The sequence below is a fragment of the Spiroplasma ixodetis genome, assembly GCF_040369795.1.
Taxonomy (GTDB): domain Bacteria; phylum Bacillota_I; class Bacilli_A; order Mycoplasmatales; family VBWQ01; genus Spiroplasma_E; species Spiroplasma_E ixodetis_B.
The window spans coordinates 496,936-518,048 of record NZ_AP028955.1 but is presented as its reverse complement, the minus strand read 5'-3'; the positions used below and the strand labels follow the sequence as shown (position 1 = coordinate 518,048).

Sequence of the window (21,113 nt, the reverse complement as noted above, 5' to 3'; positions counted from 1 at the left end):
TATTTTCATAAAAAATCTAGTTGCATATATATTTTGAGAATATACAATTCATAACAATTATAACAATTTTAAAATTAAATTTTCTTACTTTATCATTATTTTTTAATAATACTTTTAATTAATCCTAAAAATAAAGGATTTGGTTTATTAATTCTTGATGTGAACTCAGGATGAAACTGACTTGCAATAAAGAATGGATGTACTTCTTTTGGCAACTCAATCACTTCTACCAAATCTTCTTTATTATATATACCACTAAAAATTAATCCATTTTTTGCAAGTAATGTTTTATAACTATTATTAAATTCATAACGATGACGATGACGTTCAATAATAATAGTTTGTTTATAAAGAGATTTTGCTAATGAATCATTAATTAAAGTGGTTGGATAATTACCCAATCTTAAAGTTCCCCCAATTTGATCATTTTTATTTTTACCACGTAATAAATCAAAAATAGGATTTTTAGTTTTTTCATTAAATTCAGTAGAGTTAGCATCTTGTAAATTACATACATTACGAGCATATTCAATACAAGCTAACTGCATACCTAAACATAATCCCAAGAAAGGAACTTTATTAACTCGAGTATAATTAATTGCATTGATTTTGCCTTCAACACCACGATTACCAAAGCCACCAGGAACAATTATTGCTCGGAAAGGAGAAAGCATAAAATTAATGTTTTTACTATCTAAACTTTCGGCGTTAATAATTTTATAATTAACTTTAGTATTAAGACTATAACCTGCAATTTTCAATGATTCAATTACTGATAAGTAAGCATCACTTAAATTCGAATACTTTGCCACAATACCAACAGTAACTTCTTGATTAATATTATCTAACTTTTTAAAAATTGCATGTCATTCTGACATATCTGGTTTAGTTTTATTTAACTTTAATAATTCTGAAACTACTTCATCAATTTTTTGTTGTTCTAAAGATAATGGCACTTTATAAATATTATCACAATCAGGAATTGCTAAAACATGACTGCGTTTAATATTACAAAATAAAGATAATTTATCAAAAATATGTTCAGGTGGCATAGTTTCACTACGACAAACCAAAATATCAGGTTGAATACCTAATGATAATATTTCTTTTACTGAATGTTGACTGGGTTTCGTTTTAAATTCACCAACCGAATGTAAATAAGGAATTAATGTAGTGTGAATAACAATAACATTTTCATGACCTTTTTCGTTTTTAACTTGTCTAATGGCTTCAATAAAAGCTAATGATTCAATATCACCAACTGTTCCACCAATTTCGGTAATAATAACATCAGCCTTACTATTAATTGCGGAATTAAAAATATGTTTTTTAATTTCATCAGTAACATGAGGTACAACTTGTACAGTTTTCCCTTCGTAAAAACCATCACGTTCCTTTTTTAAAACAGTTTGGTATACTTTTCCGGCAGTAATATTGGAATCTCTAGTCAGATTTTCATCAATAAAACGTTCATAATGACCTAAATCTAAATCAGTTTCAGCACCATCACTAGTTACATATACTTCACCGTGTTGATAAGGACTCATAGTACCTGGGTCAACATTAATATAAGGGTCAAATTTTTGCATAAAAATCTTAATATTTTTTTGCTTTAATATACGCCCAAGCGATGCTGCTGTAATTCCTTTACCTAAAGATGATACAACACCACCAGTAATAAATATATACTTTGAATTCATTAGTTTTCTCCTAAATATTAATTAATAATATCATTATTATTCATCATCATAACTATCTTCTAATGGTTTAATACTAATGGTATCTAAATCATCATCTTCATCTTCTACGTCTTCACTTAAATCTATAGTTTCATCATTATCTGTAACTTTTTCAGTACTATCAATTTCGTCTTTTGTATTAATTGGAATTTCTACTCTTGTCATATGTTCTTTAATTTCCTCTAATGAGACTTCATTACGTGGATATCAAAGTTTATCATTTTTTAAGAAAAAATTGGTATTTAAAATAATTTCAGTATAAAGTTCACCAGCAATTTTTTCTTCATCTTCTTTAGAAATATTACATTGTTTTTTAACATGTGTTCAAATTTCATTAAAACTGCTTTTTTTATTTTTGCATAAAAAACTATATGCTACTTCTGCTAATGTTTGTTTGTTTTGCATTTCTTAATCACCTTCTAAATTGTATATTATAAATAATAAAAAATATATTTTTTACATCTTTTTAGGCGCATCCACACCAATTAAATTTAAAGCATTGGCCATTATTTGTTTTATTGCTAAAACTAATGTTAATCGTTGAATTGTTAATTGTTGATCTTCACTAATAACTTTATGTTTATTATAATAAGAATGAAATAACTTAGCTAATTTCTGAATATAATTTGTAAGTAAATGAGGTTGATGCTGTTTTTCAATTTTTTGCAAAATAATTATATATTCATCTAATGTAATCAATAATTCTTTTTCCTTTTGTTCCGTTAATAAATTAATACTATTTGCAATTTCAAATTTTGGATAATTCTCTATAATTTGATTTATACGTGCATGAACATATTGAGCATAATAAACAGGATTTTCGTTAGATTGTTGTTTAGCAAGTGCTAAATCAATATCAAGATGTGATTCAACTGACCTTGATACTAAAAAATAACGTAAAGCATCCTTTCCGATTAAATCTATCATATGTCTTAAAGTTATTGATGTTCCTGCTCTTTTTGACATTTTTTGTTCTTTGCCATTATCAATAACCTTTACCATTTGCATACATAAAATATCAAGTTTAGTGGCATCATTATTAATGATATATAATCCTGCTTTAATTCGCGGAATATAGCCATAATGATCTGCTCCTCAAATATTAATTAACACATCACTACGTTGAAATTTAATATAATGATAAGCCAAGTCAGGAAGCATATATGTATAAGTTTTGTCTTTCTTAACAATTACACGATCTTTATCATCTTCAAATAAAGTAGTTTTTAAAAAAATAGCACCATCAAGTTGATAAGTATTGCCTTGCATTTCAAATTGTTTGATTAAATTAGAAATAATATTTTCTTTATATAAAAATGATTCAGAAAATCAAATATTAATTTTAACTTTAAATTTTTTTAAATCTTTTTTAATTTCTGAAAGCATATAATTAATACCAAATTCTTTAAAAATTAAAGAAGAGGTTTCATCAAAAGGCTTATTTGCAAATTTATTACCATTTAATTTCAAAAATGATTGTGCAGCAGTTAAAATTTCAGAACCACGATAACTTTTTTTTGGTAATTCAACAGCATTGCCACAAAGATTTTGATAATTTATGAAAATTGAATTGGCCAAAACATTAATTTGATTACCAGCATCATTAATATAGTATTCTCTAACTATATTATATCCTCTATGTTCTAATATATTAGCTAAACTATCACCAATAGCCGCATTTCTTGCATGTCCTAAATGTAAAAGTCCGGTTGGATTAGCGCTAATAAATTCAATATTATAAGTAATATTTTTTTTATTAGATTGACCATATAATGATTTCTCATTAATAATTTTCATTAATAACAAACTAAATACTTCAAAATTAATATTAATATTAATAAAACCAGGAGTAATATAATCAATTTTTTTAATTAATGGGTGTTTCTGATGAATATTTTTAACTATAATTTCAGCAATGTCTAATGGTTTTTGTTTATATTTTTTTGCTAATATCATTGCTATTGATGTATAATAATCACCTAAGTCATTATTTTTATTAATTTCAATAACAACTTGATTCAATTCTATTTCATAATTTGCAAATGCTACTGCATCAAGAATAATAGTAGTGAGTTCATTAATAACATAACTGTCCACAGTTCAGACCCCTTTCAATTTCTAAAATATTATACTCATAAATTTAATTTATATCATATAAAAAAATAAAAATAAATACTTTTTTATAAAAGTTGCTCAATTGTATCATTAACATACTGTATAAATCCAATTCTGATTAAAAATTCCAAAATAGAAACATCATTGTAATTTAAATCAATTAATTCTTGATAGTTACCAAAAATTTGATTATCCAGTACATTTCTTAATTTATCATTAATTTTTTTTGGATCATCTTCGATCTTAATTCCTGAAACTTTAACTAATTCTAAATCAATTTTTTTTTGAATTTTAACTTTAGTATTATCATCTTTATATAATTCTATTAATTTTAAATATAATTCTTGTAATAAACTTAAAGCCTTGACAAAATTACTTAGTAATTCTTGTTCATTAATTATATACGAATTTAAATTATGAAAATAATTATGATTTATCTCAGCTTCATATCTTGCTGCTTGACCACCAGGATTAATTTGTTCAAAATAGCGCAAACGTTCTCTTAAATTTAATAATATTTTACTCATTTCCTCACTTTCAACTCTTGTAGTACTAATTAATTTAATCAATCGTATTAAATTATGAAAATTAAATTTTTTCTTACTAGCTGAAGGTTCAACTTGAATATATTTTCTTAAACAATGCTTTAGTTTTAATTCTAACGATTGATATACTGAAAAAAGAGTAATATTAAAATTATCATATCCAATCCCTTTTTTAATATTTAAAATAGCGTTAACTGCATACATATTAGCGCGATCATTATCATTACCCAAAACATTAGTTAAATGCAAAGTTCTTGGAAACTTATTAATCATTGTAAGTAATGTTTCTTTAAATTTAATTTTTAACGTATTATCTTTAAATTTAATTTGATTTATTTTAACTGATTTTAAATCATTATATTCATTACCTATTATAAGGTAGGCAAAAATAGAAAAATAAACTATTACTTTTTCTTTAAAATTTATTCAAGTAAAATTTAAAGTTTTAATAGCATTTTCAATTTTTTCTTTATTAATTAATACACCCAATATCACTATTACTTCTTGCGTTGCTAAGTGATACTCATGTGAATTTAAGTAAAAATCTCCTGGCGTTAAATCTAAAATATTTGGATACTCAAAAACTTTATTAATTGATTTTAAAATTTTCATAATTACCTCATTTTATAACACTTTTAAATTGCTATTTCTTTTTTAAAAAATAAATTGTATTTGGTGCTTTAATTGGATCTTGCAAAATTTGTGAGATTTTTTCTAAAGTAATATACTCTTCGTTTTTTGTTTTAATAATAATTGGATCTTTTTTAAAATAATAAAGTACATTTTTTAAATCTTGTTTAACACCAATAACATTATTGTTATTTTGACTTGTTAATAATAACAATTCATTTTCTCAGTTAAAACAAAATAAAATTACTTTTGATATTTTTACTAACTCATTATCTTTTTCAAAATTAATAATATCTTGCATTAATTTAATTAAAGTAGCATCTGTTCAATTTAAATATCTTTGTATTTCAACCCTTTTTCCCTCAAAAATAGCAATAAAATCATGAATATTGACTTTAAATGAATAAGTTTTATTAAAATATAATTCAGTTATTCTTGAAAATAATTTTTGTAAATTAAGATCAAAAAGAATTCCACTTTTATGATAATAAACTTGAGAATACATATGGAACCTTGTGATTAAATAATTTTCAATAGCAGAAATTGCTTTGTATGAAAAAACTAAACCCTCTTTAATATCAATTATCATATTTGTAATAATTCAATCAATATCAATACTTCCATAACCAACTCCTGTAAAATATCCATCACGCATTAAATAATCAATACGATCACAATCTAATTGCGATGATACCAATTGAATTTGATATTTAGGATAATTTTTATAATCCTTCTTAATGATACCAATAATATCATTAATATTAATATTAAATTGTTTTAAAATCATGTTAATTTCAGTACTATTATCATTAATAATAGCACAAGTATAATCTTCATGAGTAAAATTTTCTTTTTTATTAACATTAAGGTTTATGACTTTTTCAAAAGTGTGTGAAAAAGGACCGTGTCCTAAATCATGTAATAAACCAGCAATTTTAATGTTTATTTTTTCCTCTTTAGTTAATAAAGAAGAACCTTCAACTTCACTAAGAACACGATTTAATATATTATAAACACCGATACTATGAACATATCTAGTATGAGTTGCATTAGGAAAAGCAATTTGCACACCACCAAGTTGATTAATTCATCTTAATCTTTGAAATTCTTTACAAGATATTAACGCCTGAATAACGGGTTCGCTGATATTAATATTTTTGTGTATAGCGTCACGAATAAAAGTTACTTTATAATTATTGCTTGACATAAATTTTAACCTCTCATTAATATCTTATAAATTTTAGGTATTATTAATTTTTTATTTTAATAGTAACATAATATAAACTTTTTCTTATATTTTAATAATTATTTTGAGTAAAAAGAGCAATTTTATAATTTTTATTTATAACAAAAGTAAATATTATATTTTCTATATAAGTAATAATAATTATTTTTTTTAATATTTAAAATTTAATTTCACATTATTAATAATGGTATCATAACCTAATAGTTTAATGCTGCTAACTAAATCAGGTCCATGCATTTGTCCTGTCGTAATAATTCTAATTGGCATAAATAATAATTTGCCGTTAACATTAGTTTCTTTTTTAACTTCAGTAATAATGTTTTTAATATTATCGCTAGTTCAATTTTTACAATCAATAATCTTTTTAATAAATGTTGTACAAACTAAGTTACATTCATTATCATTCAAAAAAGTCTTTGCTTCTATATCTACCTTAAAATTATTTTTAAAAAATAAACTTACCAATTCATTAATTTGACTACCATATTCTAACTGTGATTGATAAATTAATAATACTTCTTTTCATCATTCAATAGTTTTGCTATTTCAATTATATTTTTCTTTAATAAAAGGCGTTACTAAAGTTAAGTATTGTTCAACATTTAATCTTTTAATATAATAATTATTCATTCACACTAATTTTTCTGGATCAAACATGCTTGGTGCTTTACTTAAATATTTTGGGGCAAATAATTTAATTAATTGTTCTTTAGTATAAATTTCTTTTTCTTCGTGCGAACTTCATCCTAATAAAGCAATAAAATTAAAAATTGCTTCTGGTAAATATCCTTCTTTACGATATTGATGAATAAATTGGATAATGTTACCATCACGTTTTGATAATTTTTTACGTTTATTATTAACAATTAATGTTAAGTGGGCAAAAATTGGCATTTTCCAATTAAAATACTCATAAATAACTAATTGTTTTGGTGTATTTGACAAATGTTCTTCACCACGAAAAACATGACTTATTTCCATTAAATGATCATCAATAACAACAGCGAAATTATAAGTGGCCACTCCATTTGATTTAATAATAATGTAATCTCCTAAGTCTACTGAATTAAATTCAACATTACCACGAACTAAATCTTTAATTTTATAACTTTTATTAGTGGGAATTTTAACTCTAATAGCATATGAAATTTTATTTTGTAAATTTTCTTCAATTACAGACTGCTCTAATTTTGAACATGTTCCATCATACTGGAAAGCTAAAATATTTTTATCTGCTTGTTTCTTACGCATTTCTTCTAGATATTGAGGTGTACAAAAACAATAATATGCTTTTTTTTCTTTTATTATTATTAATGCATGTTGAATATATATATTTAAACGTTCAGTTTGTTTATAAGGACCGTATTTACCTGGTAAATCAATAGTTTCATCAGGAATTATTCCCATTCAACGTAAATTATCTAATTGCGAACTAATTCCATCTTCAATATTACGTTCTAAATCAGTATCTTCAATTCTGACTATAAAATCTCCTTTGTTATTTTTTGCAAATAAATAATTAAATAATGCTGTTCTAGCGCCACCAATATGTAAATAACCAGTAGGACTAGGTGCATATCGTACACGAATTTTCATATTTTCACCATCTTTATTAAATTTAAGATTTTTTAATCTTACTAACTTTTTTTTCTACTTTATTAGTCTTTTTTTTAGAATTTAATTTTTTTTTATTATTTTTAGAGGACTTTATTATTTTTTTACGATTAGTTTTAGATTGTAATTTTTCATTTACTTCTTCATCAAGAAAAATTGTAATAGTCTGTGTATCATTTGGATCAAATTCATTAGAACTTGGTAATGGTTGTTTTAATTCTGGTTCAAATTCAATTGCTTGTTCAATACGTTGACGATAAAAGTGATATGTTTGAACATTAATTAAATTTAATTTAAGTAATAAAATAACTGCTGCAACAAGTAATGCAAAATAAAAACCAAAAATTGATCAAACAATTGTTGAAGAAAATCAATTTCGATAATAAAAACTTGGTGTTTCAATTGTTCCACCCCTATTAGGTATTATTTGTGCACTATCATTACTTCATTCACAATAAAGCAATTGGCCAGAAAAACTTATTAAAAATCCAACAACAAAAATTATAAAGTTTACAACTAAAAATACAAATTTAAAACGAGGAGATTTTTCAAGAAAAACTCTTGCCGTAAAAATACAACTTATCAACCCAAAACTACTTACAATCAAACCTATTACTGGTAAATAATAAACTGCAGTATAACTTGAAGGATTAAAACTTGGTGAAGGTTCTGCAATTTCAAAACCATAATAATATAAATCTTTTAAAACTGTATTTTTTGACAAAGCAATTAAAAAAAATAATTCATAAATAATAAATGTGATTAATAATAAATAAAAACTAATAAACGACCAATTACGAATTCTCATAAATCTGCCCCCTTATTTAATATTCAAAGTTTTTTTACTAAATCCCTTTTCTTGTTTTTTAATTTTTTTAAAATTGGTATTATTTTCTAATTCGTCTTTGTTTTTTTTCCATACTTCTAGTAGTATAAATTTCATAATCTGAGTTCATAAATGTAAACTTTCTACGCATAATTCAAAAAAATAGTTGTGTAATCAAAATTAAAAAAAGACTAAAAATAATAAATATTCTTGCAATAATTGGATTAATTCAATGATAATTTTCATTATATAATATTCCAGATTGTGAAATATAAGTTAATTGTGTTTCTGAACTTAACATTACACTAAGAATTAATAATCAAAAAGCAGTATAAAACATTCTACTGCTATACTTTGAAGAGACAATACTTACTCTAGGAGCAAATATTAATAAAATCATACTTACAGTAATTGCAATTAAACAAACAATTGGTGCATAAAATAAATTCAAAATAGGATAATTAAAATCAGTAAGTTTTACATTATATAATTTATATTTTGATAAATTAATAGCAGCAAATAATGAAAAAATAAAAACTGATAAAAAAAGAACTATTGATATTGTCAAATAAACAAAATATGCATTTTTAGTCTTTTGTTCATATGGAATAAAACATGTTTCTTTGTTTTTAATATTATCTAAATCTTTAATTTTCATTATTTTCACCTACTTTATTTTTCATTAGGAAATTCTTCAACTACTAAAATTAAAATAATCGCTGCTACTACTTCACATATTCATACAATTAATGATATTAATGAAAAAAATAATAATACTGGTATTGATCAAAAAACTAGACTACCGCTTAATATTAATGTTGATAATATTAATGTTGAAATAGTAGTAATTCTAAATGAAGATTTCTTTTTAAGTTTCTTTGCTGGTATCATAAAACAAATAATACTGACTAAAATTGCAATTCCAACATATGATAATGATAAAGCTAATTGTAGTTTACTAAATTCAAACCCCATTTTTTGCTCAACAAATGCATTAACTATTAATAGTATTAAAAAAGCAATACTACCAATAATTTGTACAATTGGTGATCAAAAAAGTAAACCTCTTGAAACTTTTATTTTATTAAGAACATCAAACTTTTTAGTTTTTTTATTTGTAACATAATTGTTTTCTTGAATGTCAGAATCAGGATTTTGTAAATTACTTTTTAACATAATATTTTTTTCCTTTCTTGCTAGTATATTTTCAAATTAATTATAGCAAAACTATAACTTTTTTATAATTAATATTATCTTAAAACTAAACATTAAAAAGAAAATGACAAATATCACCATCTTCAACTATATAATTTTTACCTTCAACTCTCATTTTTCCCTTTTCCTGAACATTTTTTTCACTACCCAATAATTCTATATCTTGATAATTATAAACTTTAAGTCTAATAAAACCTTTCATGAAATCTGTATGAATGATAGCAGCACACTCTGGTGCTTTCATTCCTTTAATAAAAGTTCAAGTATGAACTTCTTTGCGTCCGACAGTAAAATAAGTACCTAAATTTAATAGTTTATAAGTTGCTAATACAATTTGATCAATTCCAGATTCAAAAATATTTAACTCTTTAAATATTTCTTTTTTTTCTTCTGCTTCTAATTCAGAAAGTTCACATTCTGTCTTAGCGCAAACAACAATTACAGTAATATTTTTTTTGCTCATATATTGTTGTAATTGTTCAACATATTTATTGGTTTTAGTTATTAAATCTTTTTCATTAATATTAGCAATAACAATTATTGGTTTAGCAGTTAAAAAATTATAAGGTTTAATCATCAGTAATTCTTCTGAACTTAACTTTTGATTGCGAATAGCAATACCATTGTTTAATTCATTATTAATTTTTTCTAATAAAGCTACCTCAGCAATACCTTGTTTATCTCTAGTTATTTGCGATTTTTTACGAACTTTTTCTTTTCGTTTACTTATTACTTCTTGATCAGCTAACATTAATTCCAATTCAATAATTTCAAAATCATTAATTGGATCAATTTTATTTTCAACATGAGTAACATTAATATCATCAAAACAACGAATAACTTCGCATATTGCATCAACCGTTCTAATATTGGCAAGAAATTGATTACCTAATCCTTCGCCTTTACTAGCGCCTTTGACAAGTCCAGCAATATCATGTAATTCTAAAATTGTTGGTACAACTTTTTGTGGATTAAAAATTTTTATTAAATTTAAAATTCTTGAATCATTGACTGGAACGCTACCAATATTTGGTTTTATAGTAGCGAAAGGATAATTTTCAATTAATACTTGTGAATTGGTTATGGCTTTAAATAATGTTGATTTACCTACATTAGGTAAACCGACGATACCAGCAGTTAACATATAATATACACCTGTTTCTTTTATTTATATGATTACATCGTATCATATAAATTATAAAGAAAAATATAAAATTCATTATCAATTAAGAAAAATTTAAATTTTGGAGTTGATTTGGATGGTAATGGTACAGTATTTACTAAATTATTAGATTCATTAATAGTATGGAATGGCAACCTTTTTTAGGACTGTTTTTTGGTAGACATTTGTGCTTGGTGTTTTATGGGGGTTAAGTAGTTTAGAGTGCTGTTGATTCTTATGTTGTTGTGTCAATTGATATAATCAAATAATTCTAATTTTAATTGGATTAATGATGTAAAATTTTTATCATTAATAAATTCTGTTTTGAAAGTTTTGAAAGTTGCTTCAGCAACAGCGTTATCATAAGGACAACCTTTTTTGCTTAAAGAGCGGGTAATATTGAAGGCTAATAAAAGTTTATCAATAGTTTTATTATTAAATTCATTACCGCGATCGCTATGAAATATTTGAATATTTTTTAAACAACGATTTGATCACATAAATGCTTGATATACTAATGATGCATCTTTTTTAGTACCTACACTATGTTCAATAATTTCGCGATTGTACAGGTCGATTAATAAGCAAATATAGTTTCATTTACCATTAACTTGAACATAAGTTAAATCACTAACAATAACTTCATTTTTAAGCCTATTATTAAATTCTCTATTAACAAGATTAGTAATTTGACTATCATTGACTTTATTATGATAATTTTTGTATGATAATTTAATGTATTTTGAGAGGCTTTTTAAAAATCTGTGTATCTTTTTACAAAGTTACTAGTTTAGATTAATTCTATCTTCAAATTTTATCATAAAATGAGCAATTGCTGTATTTCAATTTTGAATGGGCATTGTTCGTTTTTTGTTATATTTTCAATTGCTAAGTAAAATATTTTAAAAACTGCCATATCATTTGGAAAAACTTTTTTATTTCTAATAACTTTTCTTAATTGACTATTAACAGATTCAATAGCATTTGTTGTATAAATCACTCTTTTGATTTCTGCATGATAACTAATAAAAACCATTAAATTATCTCAATTTTTATATCATGATTTAGCAATTTGAGGATATTGTTTATTTCATTTACTTTCAAAAGATTCTAAAACTTGCATTGCTTGTTCTTCAATACATGCACTATAAATTGGTTTTAAATCTGTAACTAGTGATTTTCTATGTTTGTATGAAACATATTTTAAACTATTTCTAATTTGATGAACTATGCATAATTGATGTTCGGTTTTAGGATAAACTGATTGTATTGCTTCTGACATTCCTGTTAAATTGTCACTACAAGCAATAAGAATATCATTTAAGCCTCGATTTTTCATTTCTGTGAAATTAGATAATCAAAACTTAGAACCTTCATTTTCACTAATTAATAAACCTAAAATATCTTTTTTACCTTCTAAATCAAATCCTAGTTCTATATAAACTGATTTGTTAATAATGCGTTTATCTTGTCGTACTTTAACTACTATACAATCAAAATAAACAATCGGATAAACACTTTCTAATGGCCGATTTTGTCATGCTTTAACATCATCAATAACATCATCAGTAATTTGGCTAATAACACTTTCACTAATATCAGCACCATGATATAACTCTTGTAACTGCATTCTAATATCTGATAAAGTCATGCCTTTGGCATATAACGAAAGAACTTGTTGATCAAAACCATCAAATATTCTTTGTCTTTTTGCAACTATTACTGGCTCAAAATTACTATTACGATCTCGTGGTACATTAATCTCAATTTTACCTTGTTGAGTTATTAATTTTTTTGAACTTATACCATTGCGAGCATTATCACTATTATTATGTTGATTTTTTTCATATCCTAAATAATTTTGCATTTCAGAATTCAACATTTTTTCAACTAATCTTTTTGTTAATTCTTTAGACATATTCCGTAAATAATTTTTTTAAAAGTCAATTAATAATTTAAAATTTATTTTATAATTTCTTTATTAATAAATTAATAAGGTGTTGATAAAAATGAATTTTGAAAAATTAAAAAAATTAAAAAATGAACAATTTTATAGATATTTTGGTATAAAACGTTTTCATTTTGATGAAATGTTAACAAAATTAATTGAAATAGAAAATTTAAAAAAAACTAAAGGTAGAAAATATAAACTTTCAGTTGAAGAAAGATTGATGATGACTTTAGTATACTGAAAAGAATATTATACTTTTTTTCCAAATGAGTATTAAATATAAAATGAGTGCATCAAGTTGTTTTCAAAATATTACTTGAGTAGAAAATAAACTTAGTGATGACAAAGATTATCAGTTTTTAAAAACAAAATATAAATCAAAAATTGAGAAAAAACAAGAAGATTTAAATGAATTTCAATTTTATTTAATTTATTCAACTGAAATTGAAATTGAAAGACCAACTAAAAAAAACTACAGTTAGAATATTTTTCTGGTAAAAGTTGAATGTTTTCTATAAAATTTCCAATTATATATGACTTTTTTAATAAAAAAATTGTTGATATTTTTGCTGATAATGGAAAAGTACATGATTTTCAAATATTAAAAAATTCAAATCTTGAATTTTCAGAAAAAACAATAATTATTGGTGATTTGGGATATCAAGGAATACAAAATATTTATAAAAATACTATATTACCAATTAAAAAAATAAAAATAAAAATTAACTAAACAAGAAAAAATCTACAACAAAATTATTTCAAAAATTAGAATTAAAGTTGAACATGTTTTTGCTTGATTAAAAAGATTCAAAATTTTAATAAATAAATGTAGAAAAAGTATATTTAGACTTATGTACTTAAGATTTAACTTACTTTGTGAAATTTTTAATAAAACAAAACCATTAAAATAAAAAAATATTTTTAATATTTTTTTAAAAATTTAAATTTTTATCAAGTTAATATAAAAACAATATTAACAATTTTTGTCTTTGAAATATAAATTTATTTTTAAAGTATTTTTTAAAAATATTAACTTCTATAATTATTAACACTAAAAAATTTATAAATATTATTATTGACAATTGATTAAATTTATTTACGGAATATGTCTAATGAAAGAACTTGTTGATCAAAACCATCAAATCTTCTTTGTCTTTTCGCAACTATTACTGTCTCAAAATTACTATTACGATCTCGTGGTACATTAATCTCAATTTTACCTTGTTGGGTTATTAATTTTTTTGAATTTATACCATTGCGAGCATTATCACTATTATTATTTTGATTTTTTTCATATCCTAAATAATTTTGCATTTCAGAATTCAACATTTTTTCAACTAATCTTTTTGTTAATTCTTTATATAAACCTCCCTCTTTAAAAACTGTTGTTAAATCTTCAGTATTTTCTAATAATAAATCTACTGCTTTTGATATTGGAGCATTATTATTAATATTTTGTTTTTTAGACATACGTAACTCACTCTTTCTAGTTATTTAATTTTATTTACTAGAATTAATTAAACATAGTTATTTTTGTAAGTTGCACAGAATACTAAACATTACCTATTTTGATATTAAATTATGTTTATTCATAATTTTTTTAATTTTTCGTCTTGATAAATTAATTTTCTTTTCTTTTAGAACAACTTTTAATCTTCTTGTTCCATAAGCTTCTTTATTTTCTTTAAAAGCACTAATAACAGCTTCATCATACATATTATTTTGGATTTTATCTTCTTTTTTCTTGAAATTAAAATAATATGTTGATTTAGAGATTTTTAAAAAACGAAACATTGTACGAATTTTATATTTAACTTTATTTTTAGTAATAATTTCTATTTTCTGCCTATTATTAGTGCTGCTTGCTTTAAAATATCATTTTCCATTCTTAATTGTTTTAATTCTTTTCTTAATTTAATTAATTCATTTTCTTCAACAGAACGGTTATCTTTGGTTTTAAAACTGCCTGAATTAGTAAATTGCTTAATTCAATTATAAGTAGCTCTATCTACTTCTTCTTTTATCTCATTATCAAAAAGATAATTTTTATTTTTAAAAGGATTACTATCTATTTTTTTAATATCAGTTAATACACTATTAACCAAATAATTAGTAACTTCTTTTAAGTTATATTTAATAACTAAAGTTCATCAAGTTAATCCTTCTCTAGTTATATAATTATTATAATTACATTCATTTGTTATTAAAAAATCAATAATCATCATTTGAATTTGATTTCTTGGTAATTGATGTAATCAATCAATTATCATATCTTCAAATTTAAAAGGTTTTTCATTATTTTTATTTTTAATATCAAAATTAATTTCTAAATCACCATTTTCATTTTTTAATAATAGTGTTCTTATAATTTTTTTATTATTACTTCTAATTGTTCTATGTAATGTAGTGTTATTATACTCATCAATAGGTGTATTAATATTAAAATATTTGCAATTTTCTATTATTTCTAACATATCAAAATTGTTGTTTAGGATTGCTATTTCATAAGGTATATTACCATTATCATCTATTTGATAAAAATTAGTTTTTTTGGTGATGGCAAAATTAATTCTAAAATCAGTTTTATTACCTTATTTAGCAATAATATGTAAAAGATTTTGATTTTTATTATTAACACTATTAATATTAAAATGAGAATTATTTTGAAAATCATTAACTAATTCACGAATTTCTTTATTTGTCGGATATGCATCAGCTTTATTAATTTCTTATATTAATAATTTGCAAAATGGAGTTTCATTTTGCAAATTTACTAAATTGGGATTAACTTGTGAATTATTAATTAGTTGCTTTGCTATATTTTTAAACTCTCCTCCAAGTTTTCAGTCTACAATATATTGTTTCATAATTGCTAAATGTAAAGGTGAATTTCCTTCAATATCTTGTTGATTTAAAAAATTTTTATCATTTTTTTTAAAATTTATTAATCAATTAATAAGTTTTATTTTATTAGTTGTAAATTCTATTAATTCACTTGAAGTTTTTCAACCTTCCTCGTGTGGATCATAGTTATATTCATCTTCTATTTATGATCCTTCATCTAAATCTAATAAAAAACTATTATGAAGGGCATTTCTGTTGTTATTATCTAAACCAATAACTTTCTCATCACTAATGTTTGGATTATTCATAAAATCTTCAATAATAGAAAATTGAATTTTTTTCTTTTGAAATTGATCAATAAGGTAATTTAATGTTAGCATACTTTTACAGTAATACAAAAAATTTCTTTATTTTTACACTTATTTGTATCATAATTTTTAAAAAAATCCAATACATTTATCTTAAAATTAAAATTTAGTTTACAATCAGCGTTTATTAACCTTTATATATATCATTTTTAATAATTGACTAGCAATGAAATAAACAATGACAACGCCAGCTAAATAAGCATAAAAAATTAAAGTAATTGGTGTTAAACCAATAGTAGCTCCTAATTGTGTATATGGAATACTAATGCCAATAATAGTAATTATAATTGTTGTTAAAAATAGCTGATGAGATGGCATACTTTGAATAAAAGGTACCTTAGAAGTTCGTAATAATTGTACAATTAATGTTTGTGAAGTAACTCCTAAAATAAATCATCCAGTATGAAATAATGATTGTTGATATATGCCAGCAGCATTATTAGGATCTACATTAGCAAAATTGGCAAAGATATGTAAACCGTATCCTAAAAATAAAAAGGTGGTTATATCAAATATTGAACTTAGCGGTCCATTCCAGAATGCAAAAGGTAAAATGCTTTTTGCATTTCATTTTTGTGGTTTTTTAATAAAGTCTTCATCAACCCTATCTCAAGGAATTGCTAATTGAGAAATATCATATAATAAATTTTGTAGTAAAATTTGAATTGCCATCATTGGTAAAAAAGGTAATCAAATTGAAGCAATTAAAATACTTAATGAATTACCAAAATTAGAAGAAATAGTAATTTTAATATATTTTAAAATATTACCAAAAGTATTTCTACCGCTGATCACTCCTTGCTCTAAAATATCTAAATCTTTTTCTAATAAAATAATATCAGATGCTTCTTTGGCAATATCAGTAGCACTATTAACAGATATTCCGACATCAGCGTGATGCAAAGCAACAGCATCATTAATACCATCACCTAAAAAGCCAACAGTGTGACTATTTAACTTTAAAATATCAATAATTCTTGATTTTTGTAATGGGTCCATTTTCGCAAAAATAGTAGTTTTATTTACTAATGCTTGTAAATGTTGATCATCCATATCTTCAATGTCACTACCTAATAAAGGAATTCCTGGTTCTAAACCCACCTTTTTACAAATTGCTTTAGTAACAATTTCATTATCACCAGTCAAAATTTTAACATCAATTCCGTGTTGATTAAGAGTTGTTATTGCTTTAATAGCACTAGGTTTAGGTACATCTAAAAAACCTATATATCCTAATAAAACTAAATTAGATTCATCTTCTATTTTAAAAATTGTTTTGTCACTAGCAAAATCTTGATAACCAATTGCAATTACTCGTAAACCATCATTATTTAATTCCGTACTTAATTTTAAAACATTTTCTTTAATTTTATCAGTTAAGGCAATTACTTTCCCTCTAATTTCAACTTTAGTACAAATTTTTAATATTTCTTCTACTGCTCCTTTGCAAATTAAAGTATTATTAATTTTATCTTTTGAAACTACTATTGACATTCGCCTTCTTATAAAATCAAAAGGTATTTCATCAATTTTACGATAGGGCATTTCAACTATTTTATTATGATGAGCTTTAATGTGTTGGACAATTGTTTTATCAATATTATTTTTTAATCCAGTTTGTAAAGAACTATTTAAATATGCCATTTCTAAAACTTTGTTTGATTCAACACCTTCTGGATCTAAGTGTTTAACCAACTCAATTCTATCCTCAGTTAAAGTACCAGTTTTATCAGTGCATAAAACATCCATTGCGCCAAAACTTTGAATACTAGTTAAATTTTTAACAATTACTTTTTTATGTGATAATCTAATTGCACCTTTTGCTAAGTTAGCACTAACAATCATTGGTAGCATTTCAGGGGTAATACCAACAGCGACTGATATTGAAAATATTAACGCTGTTAAAATATTATTTTTAGTAATTACATTAACAATAAATATTAATGGTACCATTACACACATAAAACCAATAAGAATGTAAGTAACTTTTTTAATACCTTTACTAAAACTAGTAACAGGACGTTTACTAGTTACTGCACTAGCGATTGATCCAAAATAAGTATTAACACCTGATGCAATAACAATAGCAATAGCGCCACCTGAAACAATACTAGTGCCCATAAAACATATGTTTTCTAATTCTAGGATACTACTTTTTTTATTATCATCTTTAGTATTAATAGCGTGTTTTTCAACAGGAAATGTTTCACCAGTTAGTGCAGATTGATTAATAAATAGATCGGTCGAAACTAAAATTCGAACATCAGCAGGAATCATATCACCAGAAGATAAGAAAGTAATATCACCTGGTACTAAATTTTCAATTAATACTTCTTTTGTAAAATTGGCAACACTATTTAAATCATTAAAATCAATTTTTTTATTTTTATTACTAAATCGAAAAACACTGGCTGTTGTTTCAATTAATTGTCGTAATTTTTCTGAAGATTTATAGGAACGATAATCTTGAAAGTAAGATATAAAAACACTCAAAATAATCATTACTAAAACAATAATAGCGCTGTACAAATCAACATTTTTATCAGTATTAGTATCAATAATACTGTAACTAATAAAATTATAGATAACTATTATCATTAAAACAATAATAAAAGGATTAAAAATATTGTGCATTAATTTTTTGTATCAAACAAATCGTTTATGAGAAAAAACGTTTTTACCATATTTTTTAAGTCTGTCCTCTACTTCTTCCTTTTTTAATCCGTACATACTACCATCTAATTGTTGGATAACTTCTTCTTTCGATAGTTGCGAAAATTGTTTAAACATGGTTGTTGTTTTTTGTTCTATATGCTTCTTTTTAAAAAATTGCATTATCAACCAACCTTTCTTCAAACGTATAATTTAATTGTATACTAAAATCAAAAGAACTTTATTTTAGTGAATAAAGTTCTTAAAACTACCAAATATTTAAGAATAATATTCTTTTATTTTCAATAATAATTTGTATTATTTTAAATACAAATTATTTATATCAAAAATAGGAGTAAACATCAATAGACATATTCCGTAAATAAATTTTTTAAAAGTCAATTAATAATTTAAAATTTATTTTATAATTTATTTATTAATAAATTAATAAGGTGTTTATAAAAATGAATTTTGAAAATTTAAAAAAATTAAAAAATGAACAATTTTATAGATATTTTGGTATAAAACGTTTTCATTTTGATGAAATGTTAACAAAATTAATTGAAATAGAAAATTTAAAAAAAACTAAAGGTAGAAAATATAAACTTTCAGTTGAAGAAAGATTGATGATGACTTTAGTATACTGAAAAGAATATTATACTTTTTTCCAAATGAGTATTAAATTTAAAATGAGTGCATCAAGTTGTTTTCGAAATATTACTTGAGTAGAAAATAAACTTAGTGATGACAAAGATTATCAGTTTTTAAAAACAAAATATAAATCAAAAATTGAGAAAAAACAAGAAGATTTAAATGAATTTCAATTTTATTTAATTGATTCAACTGAAATTGAAATTGAAAGACCAACTACAAAAAACTACAGTTAGAATATTTTTCTGGTAAAAGTTGAATTTTCAGAAAAAACAATAATTATTGGCGATTTGGGATATAAAGGAATACAAAATATTTATAAAAATACTATATTACCAATTAAAAAAACTAAAAATAAAAAATTAACTAAACAAGAAAAATCTACAATAAAATTATTTCAAAAATTAGAATTAAAGTTGAACATGTTTTTGCTTGATTAAAAAGATTCAAAATTTTAATAAATAAATGTAGAAAAAGTATATTTAGACTTATGTACTTAAGATTTAACTTACTTTGTGAAATTTTTAATAAAACAAAACCATTAAAATAAAAAAATATTTTTAATATTTTTTTAAAAATTTAAATTTTTATCAAGTTAATATAAAAATAATATTAACAATTTTTGTGTTTGAAATATAAATTTATTTTTAAAGTATTTTTTTAAAAATATTAACTTCTATAATTATTAACACTAAAAAATTTATAAATATTATTATTGACAATTGATTAAATTTATTTACGGAATATGTCTAATGATTTAAAGAACCTAGGACTGAGTATTTTTTTGGTACATTAAAAGTAATAAGAGAGTATAATATAACTAACTAAAGTAATGTTTACTCATATCTTGAAAAACAAAATCAATCGCTTTTTTTAATATTTGGTCAATAATTTGGTAATATTTTTCTTATATTATGTTTTATAGCAAATCAAAAATGTTCAATTGGATTTAAATTAGGATAATATGGTGGAAGAAATAATAGTTTGCATCCAACATTTTCAATTAATTGTTGTGTTAATTTAGATTTATGAAACGTTGCATTATCTAAAACTATAATTTGTCCGCGCTTCAATACCGGAATTATTATATTTTTAAATTTTCTAAAAAGTAAAATAACAATAACTTCATTTTTGATAAATATTTATTAGAACTTATGTATTTTTATTTAGTTAATTAATGAATCTAATCATTATTATTAAAATCAGCGATTTTGACAGTATATTCAAAAGTTTCACTTGAAGTTACATCAACAACTTTGCCTTCAATCATTACCTTTATTGTTATTGGATAATTCATTTTGTAGTTTAAAAATTGATCACCTACTAAAATTGCTTCTATTCTGCATTTTTCTAAATATTCTTTAAATGAATTTGTTAAATTTGGAATAGTAACATTGTTTAAAGCATTACAGAGTCATAATAAGGTTTTATTAATACTGGCTTGATTATAAGCCGCTTGAAACAAATTACGCATATAATCTAATATTACTTGTTCAGCTATAATGTTATATTTTTTTTCTGTTGTTGTTTTTCTGTCCCTTACTGCAAACATTCC

The 21,113-nt window shown here is 23.2% G+C and carries 23 protein-coding genes and 1 pseudogene; 5 read left to right on the top strand and 19 right to left on the bottom strand.

The annotated features are described in order from the left end of the window. Positions 1–95 precede the first annotated feature (95 nt). The 12 genes and pseudogenes from ABWV63_RS03660 to ABWV63_RS03605 form a co-directional block, all read right to left on the bottom strand. The gene (locus ABWV63_RS03660; RefSeq protein ID WP_353306857.1) at positions 96–1,700 is read right to left on the bottom strand and encodes a CTP synthase; all 1,605 of its coding nucleotides are present in this window, start codon (positions 1,698–1,700) and stop codon (positions 96–98) included. Between the two features lie 36 nt (positions 1,701–1,736). After that, on the bottom strand, positions 1,737–2,144 hold the full coding sequence (rpoE, locus tag ABWV63_RS03655; RefSeq protein ID WP_353306856.1) for a DNA-directed RNA polymerase subunit delta: 408 nt from the start codon (positions 2,142–2,144) through the stop codon (positions 1,737–1,739). Between the two features lie 51 nt (positions 2,145–2,195). Continuing rightward, a complete protein-coding gene (argS, locus tag ABWV63_RS03650; protein ID WP_353306855.1) occupies positions 2,196–3,836 on the bottom strand; it encodes an arginine--tRNA ligase in 1,641 nt (546 codons plus the stop codon). An 83-nt stretch (positions 3,837–3,919) separates the two neighbouring features. After that, on the bottom strand, positions 3,920–5,011 hold the full coding sequence (locus ABWV63_RS03645; protein ID WP_353306854.1) for a hypothetical protein: 1,092 nt from the start codon (positions 5,009–5,011) through the stop codon (positions 3,920–3,922). Positions 5,012–5,042: 31 nt separating this feature from the next. After that, complete coding sequence (locus tag ABWV63_RS03640) at positions 5,043–6,236, bottom strand: HD domain-containing protein (protein ID WP_353306853.1); 1,194 nt, start codon at positions 6,234–6,236, stop codon at positions 5,043–5,045. A 189-nt stretch (positions 6,237–6,425) separates the two neighbouring features. After that, positions 6,426–7,871 carry a glutamate--tRNA ligase gene (gltX, locus tag ABWV63_RS03635; RefSeq protein ID WP_353306852.1) on the bottom strand — a complete coding sequence of 482 codons (1,446 nt, stop codon included), beginning with the start codon at positions 7,869–7,871 and terminating at the stop codon, positions 6,426–6,428. Between the two features lie 22 nt (positions 7,872–7,893). Beyond that, the gene (locus ABWV63_RS03630; protein WP_353306851.1) at positions 7,894–8,697 is read right to left on the bottom strand and encodes a hypothetical protein; all 804 of its coding nucleotides are present in this window, start codon (positions 8,695–8,697) and stop codon (positions 7,894–7,896) included. Positions 8,698–8,776: 79 nt separating this feature from the next. Further along, positions 8,777–9,373: a hypothetical protein gene (locus ABWV63_RS03625; RefSeq protein ID WP_353306850.1), complete on the bottom strand. Its 597-nt coding sequence runs from the start codon at positions 9,371–9,373 to the stop codon at positions 8,777–8,779. A gap of 14 nt (positions 9,374–9,387) precedes the next feature. After that, a complete protein-coding gene (locus tag ABWV63_RS03620; protein WP_353306849.1) occupies positions 9,388–9,891 on the bottom strand; it encodes a hypothetical protein in 504 nt (167 codons plus the stop codon). Between the two features lie 85 nt (positions 9,892–9,976). Next, positions 9,977–11,074, bottom strand: coding sequence for a redox-regulated ATPase YchF (ychF, locus tag ABWV63_RS03615; RefSeq protein WP_353306848.1), 1,098 nt, complete (start codon positions 11,072–11,074; stop codon positions 9,977–9,979). A 218-nt stretch (positions 11,075–11,292) separates the two neighbouring features. Beyond that, positions 11,293–11,736: pseudogene (locus tag ABWV63_RS03610) on the bottom strand (IS3 family transposase); the annotation flags it as partial. A 170-nt stretch (positions 11,737–11,906) separates the two neighbouring features. Next, on the bottom strand, positions 11,907–13,010 hold the full coding sequence (locus ABWV63_RS03605; protein WP_353306847.1) for an IS256 family transposase: 1,104 nt from the start codon (positions 13,008–13,010) through the stop codon (positions 11,907–11,909). Between the two features lie 91 nt (positions 13,011–13,101). Between ABWV63_RS03605 and ABWV63_RS03600 the strand changes: the two genes are divergently transcribed. From ABWV63_RS03600 to ABWV63_RS03590, 3 genes are read left to right on the top strand one after another with little or no spacing between them, the layout of a single operon-like run. Then, positions 13,102–13,320: a transposase family protein gene (locus tag ABWV63_RS03600; protein ID WP_353306846.1), complete on the top strand. Its 219-nt coding sequence runs from the start codon at positions 13,102–13,104 to the stop codon at positions 13,318–13,320. Beyond that, positions 13,310–13,525, top strand: a complete 216-nt coding sequence (locus tag ABWV63_RS03595; protein ID WP_353306845.1) for a hypothetical protein — start codon at positions 13,310–13,312, stop codon at positions 13,523–13,525. The genes ABWV63_RS03600 and ABWV63_RS03595 overlap by 11 nt, the downstream gene beginning before the upstream one ends. A 23-nt stretch (positions 13,526–13,548) precedes the next feature. Next, positions 13,549–13,773 (top strand): hypothetical protein, encoded by a 225-nt coding sequence (locus tag ABWV63_RS03590; RefSeq protein ID WP_353306844.1) that lies wholly within the window; start codon positions 13,549–13,551, stop codon positions 13,771–13,773. 362 nt (positions 13,774–14,135) lie between these two features. Here ABWV63_RS03590 and ABWV63_RS03585 read toward each other — a convergent pair whose 3' ends face one another. The 5 genes from ABWV63_RS03585 to mgtA all read right to left on the bottom strand — a co-directional run bounded on the left by ABWV63_RS03585 (position 14,136) and on the right by mgtA (position 19,090). Beyond that, complete coding sequence (locus ABWV63_RS03585) at positions 14,136–14,513, bottom strand: transposase (protein WP_353306843.1); 378 nt, start codon at positions 14,511–14,513, stop codon at positions 14,136–14,138. A gap of 93 nt (positions 14,514–14,606) precedes the next feature. Further along, complete coding sequence (locus tag ABWV63_RS03580; RefSeq protein ID WP_353306842.1) at positions 14,607–14,837, bottom strand: IS3 family transposase; 231 nt, start codon at positions 14,835–14,837, stop codon at positions 14,607–14,609. Positions 14,838–14,878: 41 nt separating this feature from the next. After that, positions 14,879–15,517 carry a hypothetical protein gene (locus ABWV63_RS03575; RefSeq protein ID WP_353306841.1) on the bottom strand — a complete coding sequence of 213 codons (639 nt, stop codon included), beginning with the start codon at positions 15,515–15,517 and terminating at the stop codon, positions 14,879–14,881. A gap of 573 nt (positions 15,518–16,090) precedes the next feature. After that, positions 16,091–16,267 (bottom strand): hypothetical protein, encoded by a 177-nt coding sequence (locus ABWV63_RS03570; RefSeq protein WP_353306840.1) that lies wholly within the window; start codon positions 16,265–16,267, stop codon positions 16,091–16,093. 99 nt (positions 16,268–16,366) lie between these two features. After that, positions 16,367–19,090, bottom strand: a complete 2,724-nt coding sequence (gene mgtA / locus ABWV63_RS03565; RefSeq protein ID WP_353306839.1) for a magnesium-translocating P-type ATPase — start codon at positions 19,088–19,090, stop codon at positions 16,367–16,369. A gap of 281 nt (positions 19,091–19,371) precedes the next feature. On the opposite strand from mgtA, the gene ABWV63_RS03560 reads away from it, so the two are divergent. Next, entirely contained in the window at positions 19,372–19,794 is a 423-nt protein-coding gene (locus ABWV63_RS03560; protein ID WP_353306838.1) for a transposase family protein, read from the top strand. Between the two features lie 54 nt (positions 19,795–19,848). Then, complete coding sequence (locus tag ABWV63_RS03555; RefSeq protein WP_353306837.1) at positions 19,849–19,998, top strand: hypothetical protein; 150 nt, start codon at positions 19,849–19,851, stop codon at positions 19,996–19,998. Between the two features lie 396 nt (positions 19,999–20,394). Here ABWV63_RS03555 and ABWV63_RS03550 read toward each other — a convergent pair whose 3' ends face one another. Both ABWV63_RS03550 and ABWV63_RS03545 read right to left on the bottom strand, forming a co-directional pair. Further along, complete coding sequence (locus ABWV63_RS03550) at positions 20,395–20,631, bottom strand: transposase (protein WP_353306836.1); 237 nt, start codon at positions 20,629–20,631, stop codon at positions 20,395–20,397. Between the two features lie 110 nt (positions 20,632–20,741). Beyond that, positions 20,742–21,110: a hypothetical protein gene (locus ABWV63_RS03545; protein ID WP_353306835.1), complete on the bottom strand. Its 369-nt coding sequence runs from the start codon at positions 21,108–21,110 to the stop codon at positions 20,742–20,744. Positions 21,111–21,113 lie beyond the last annotated feature (3 nt).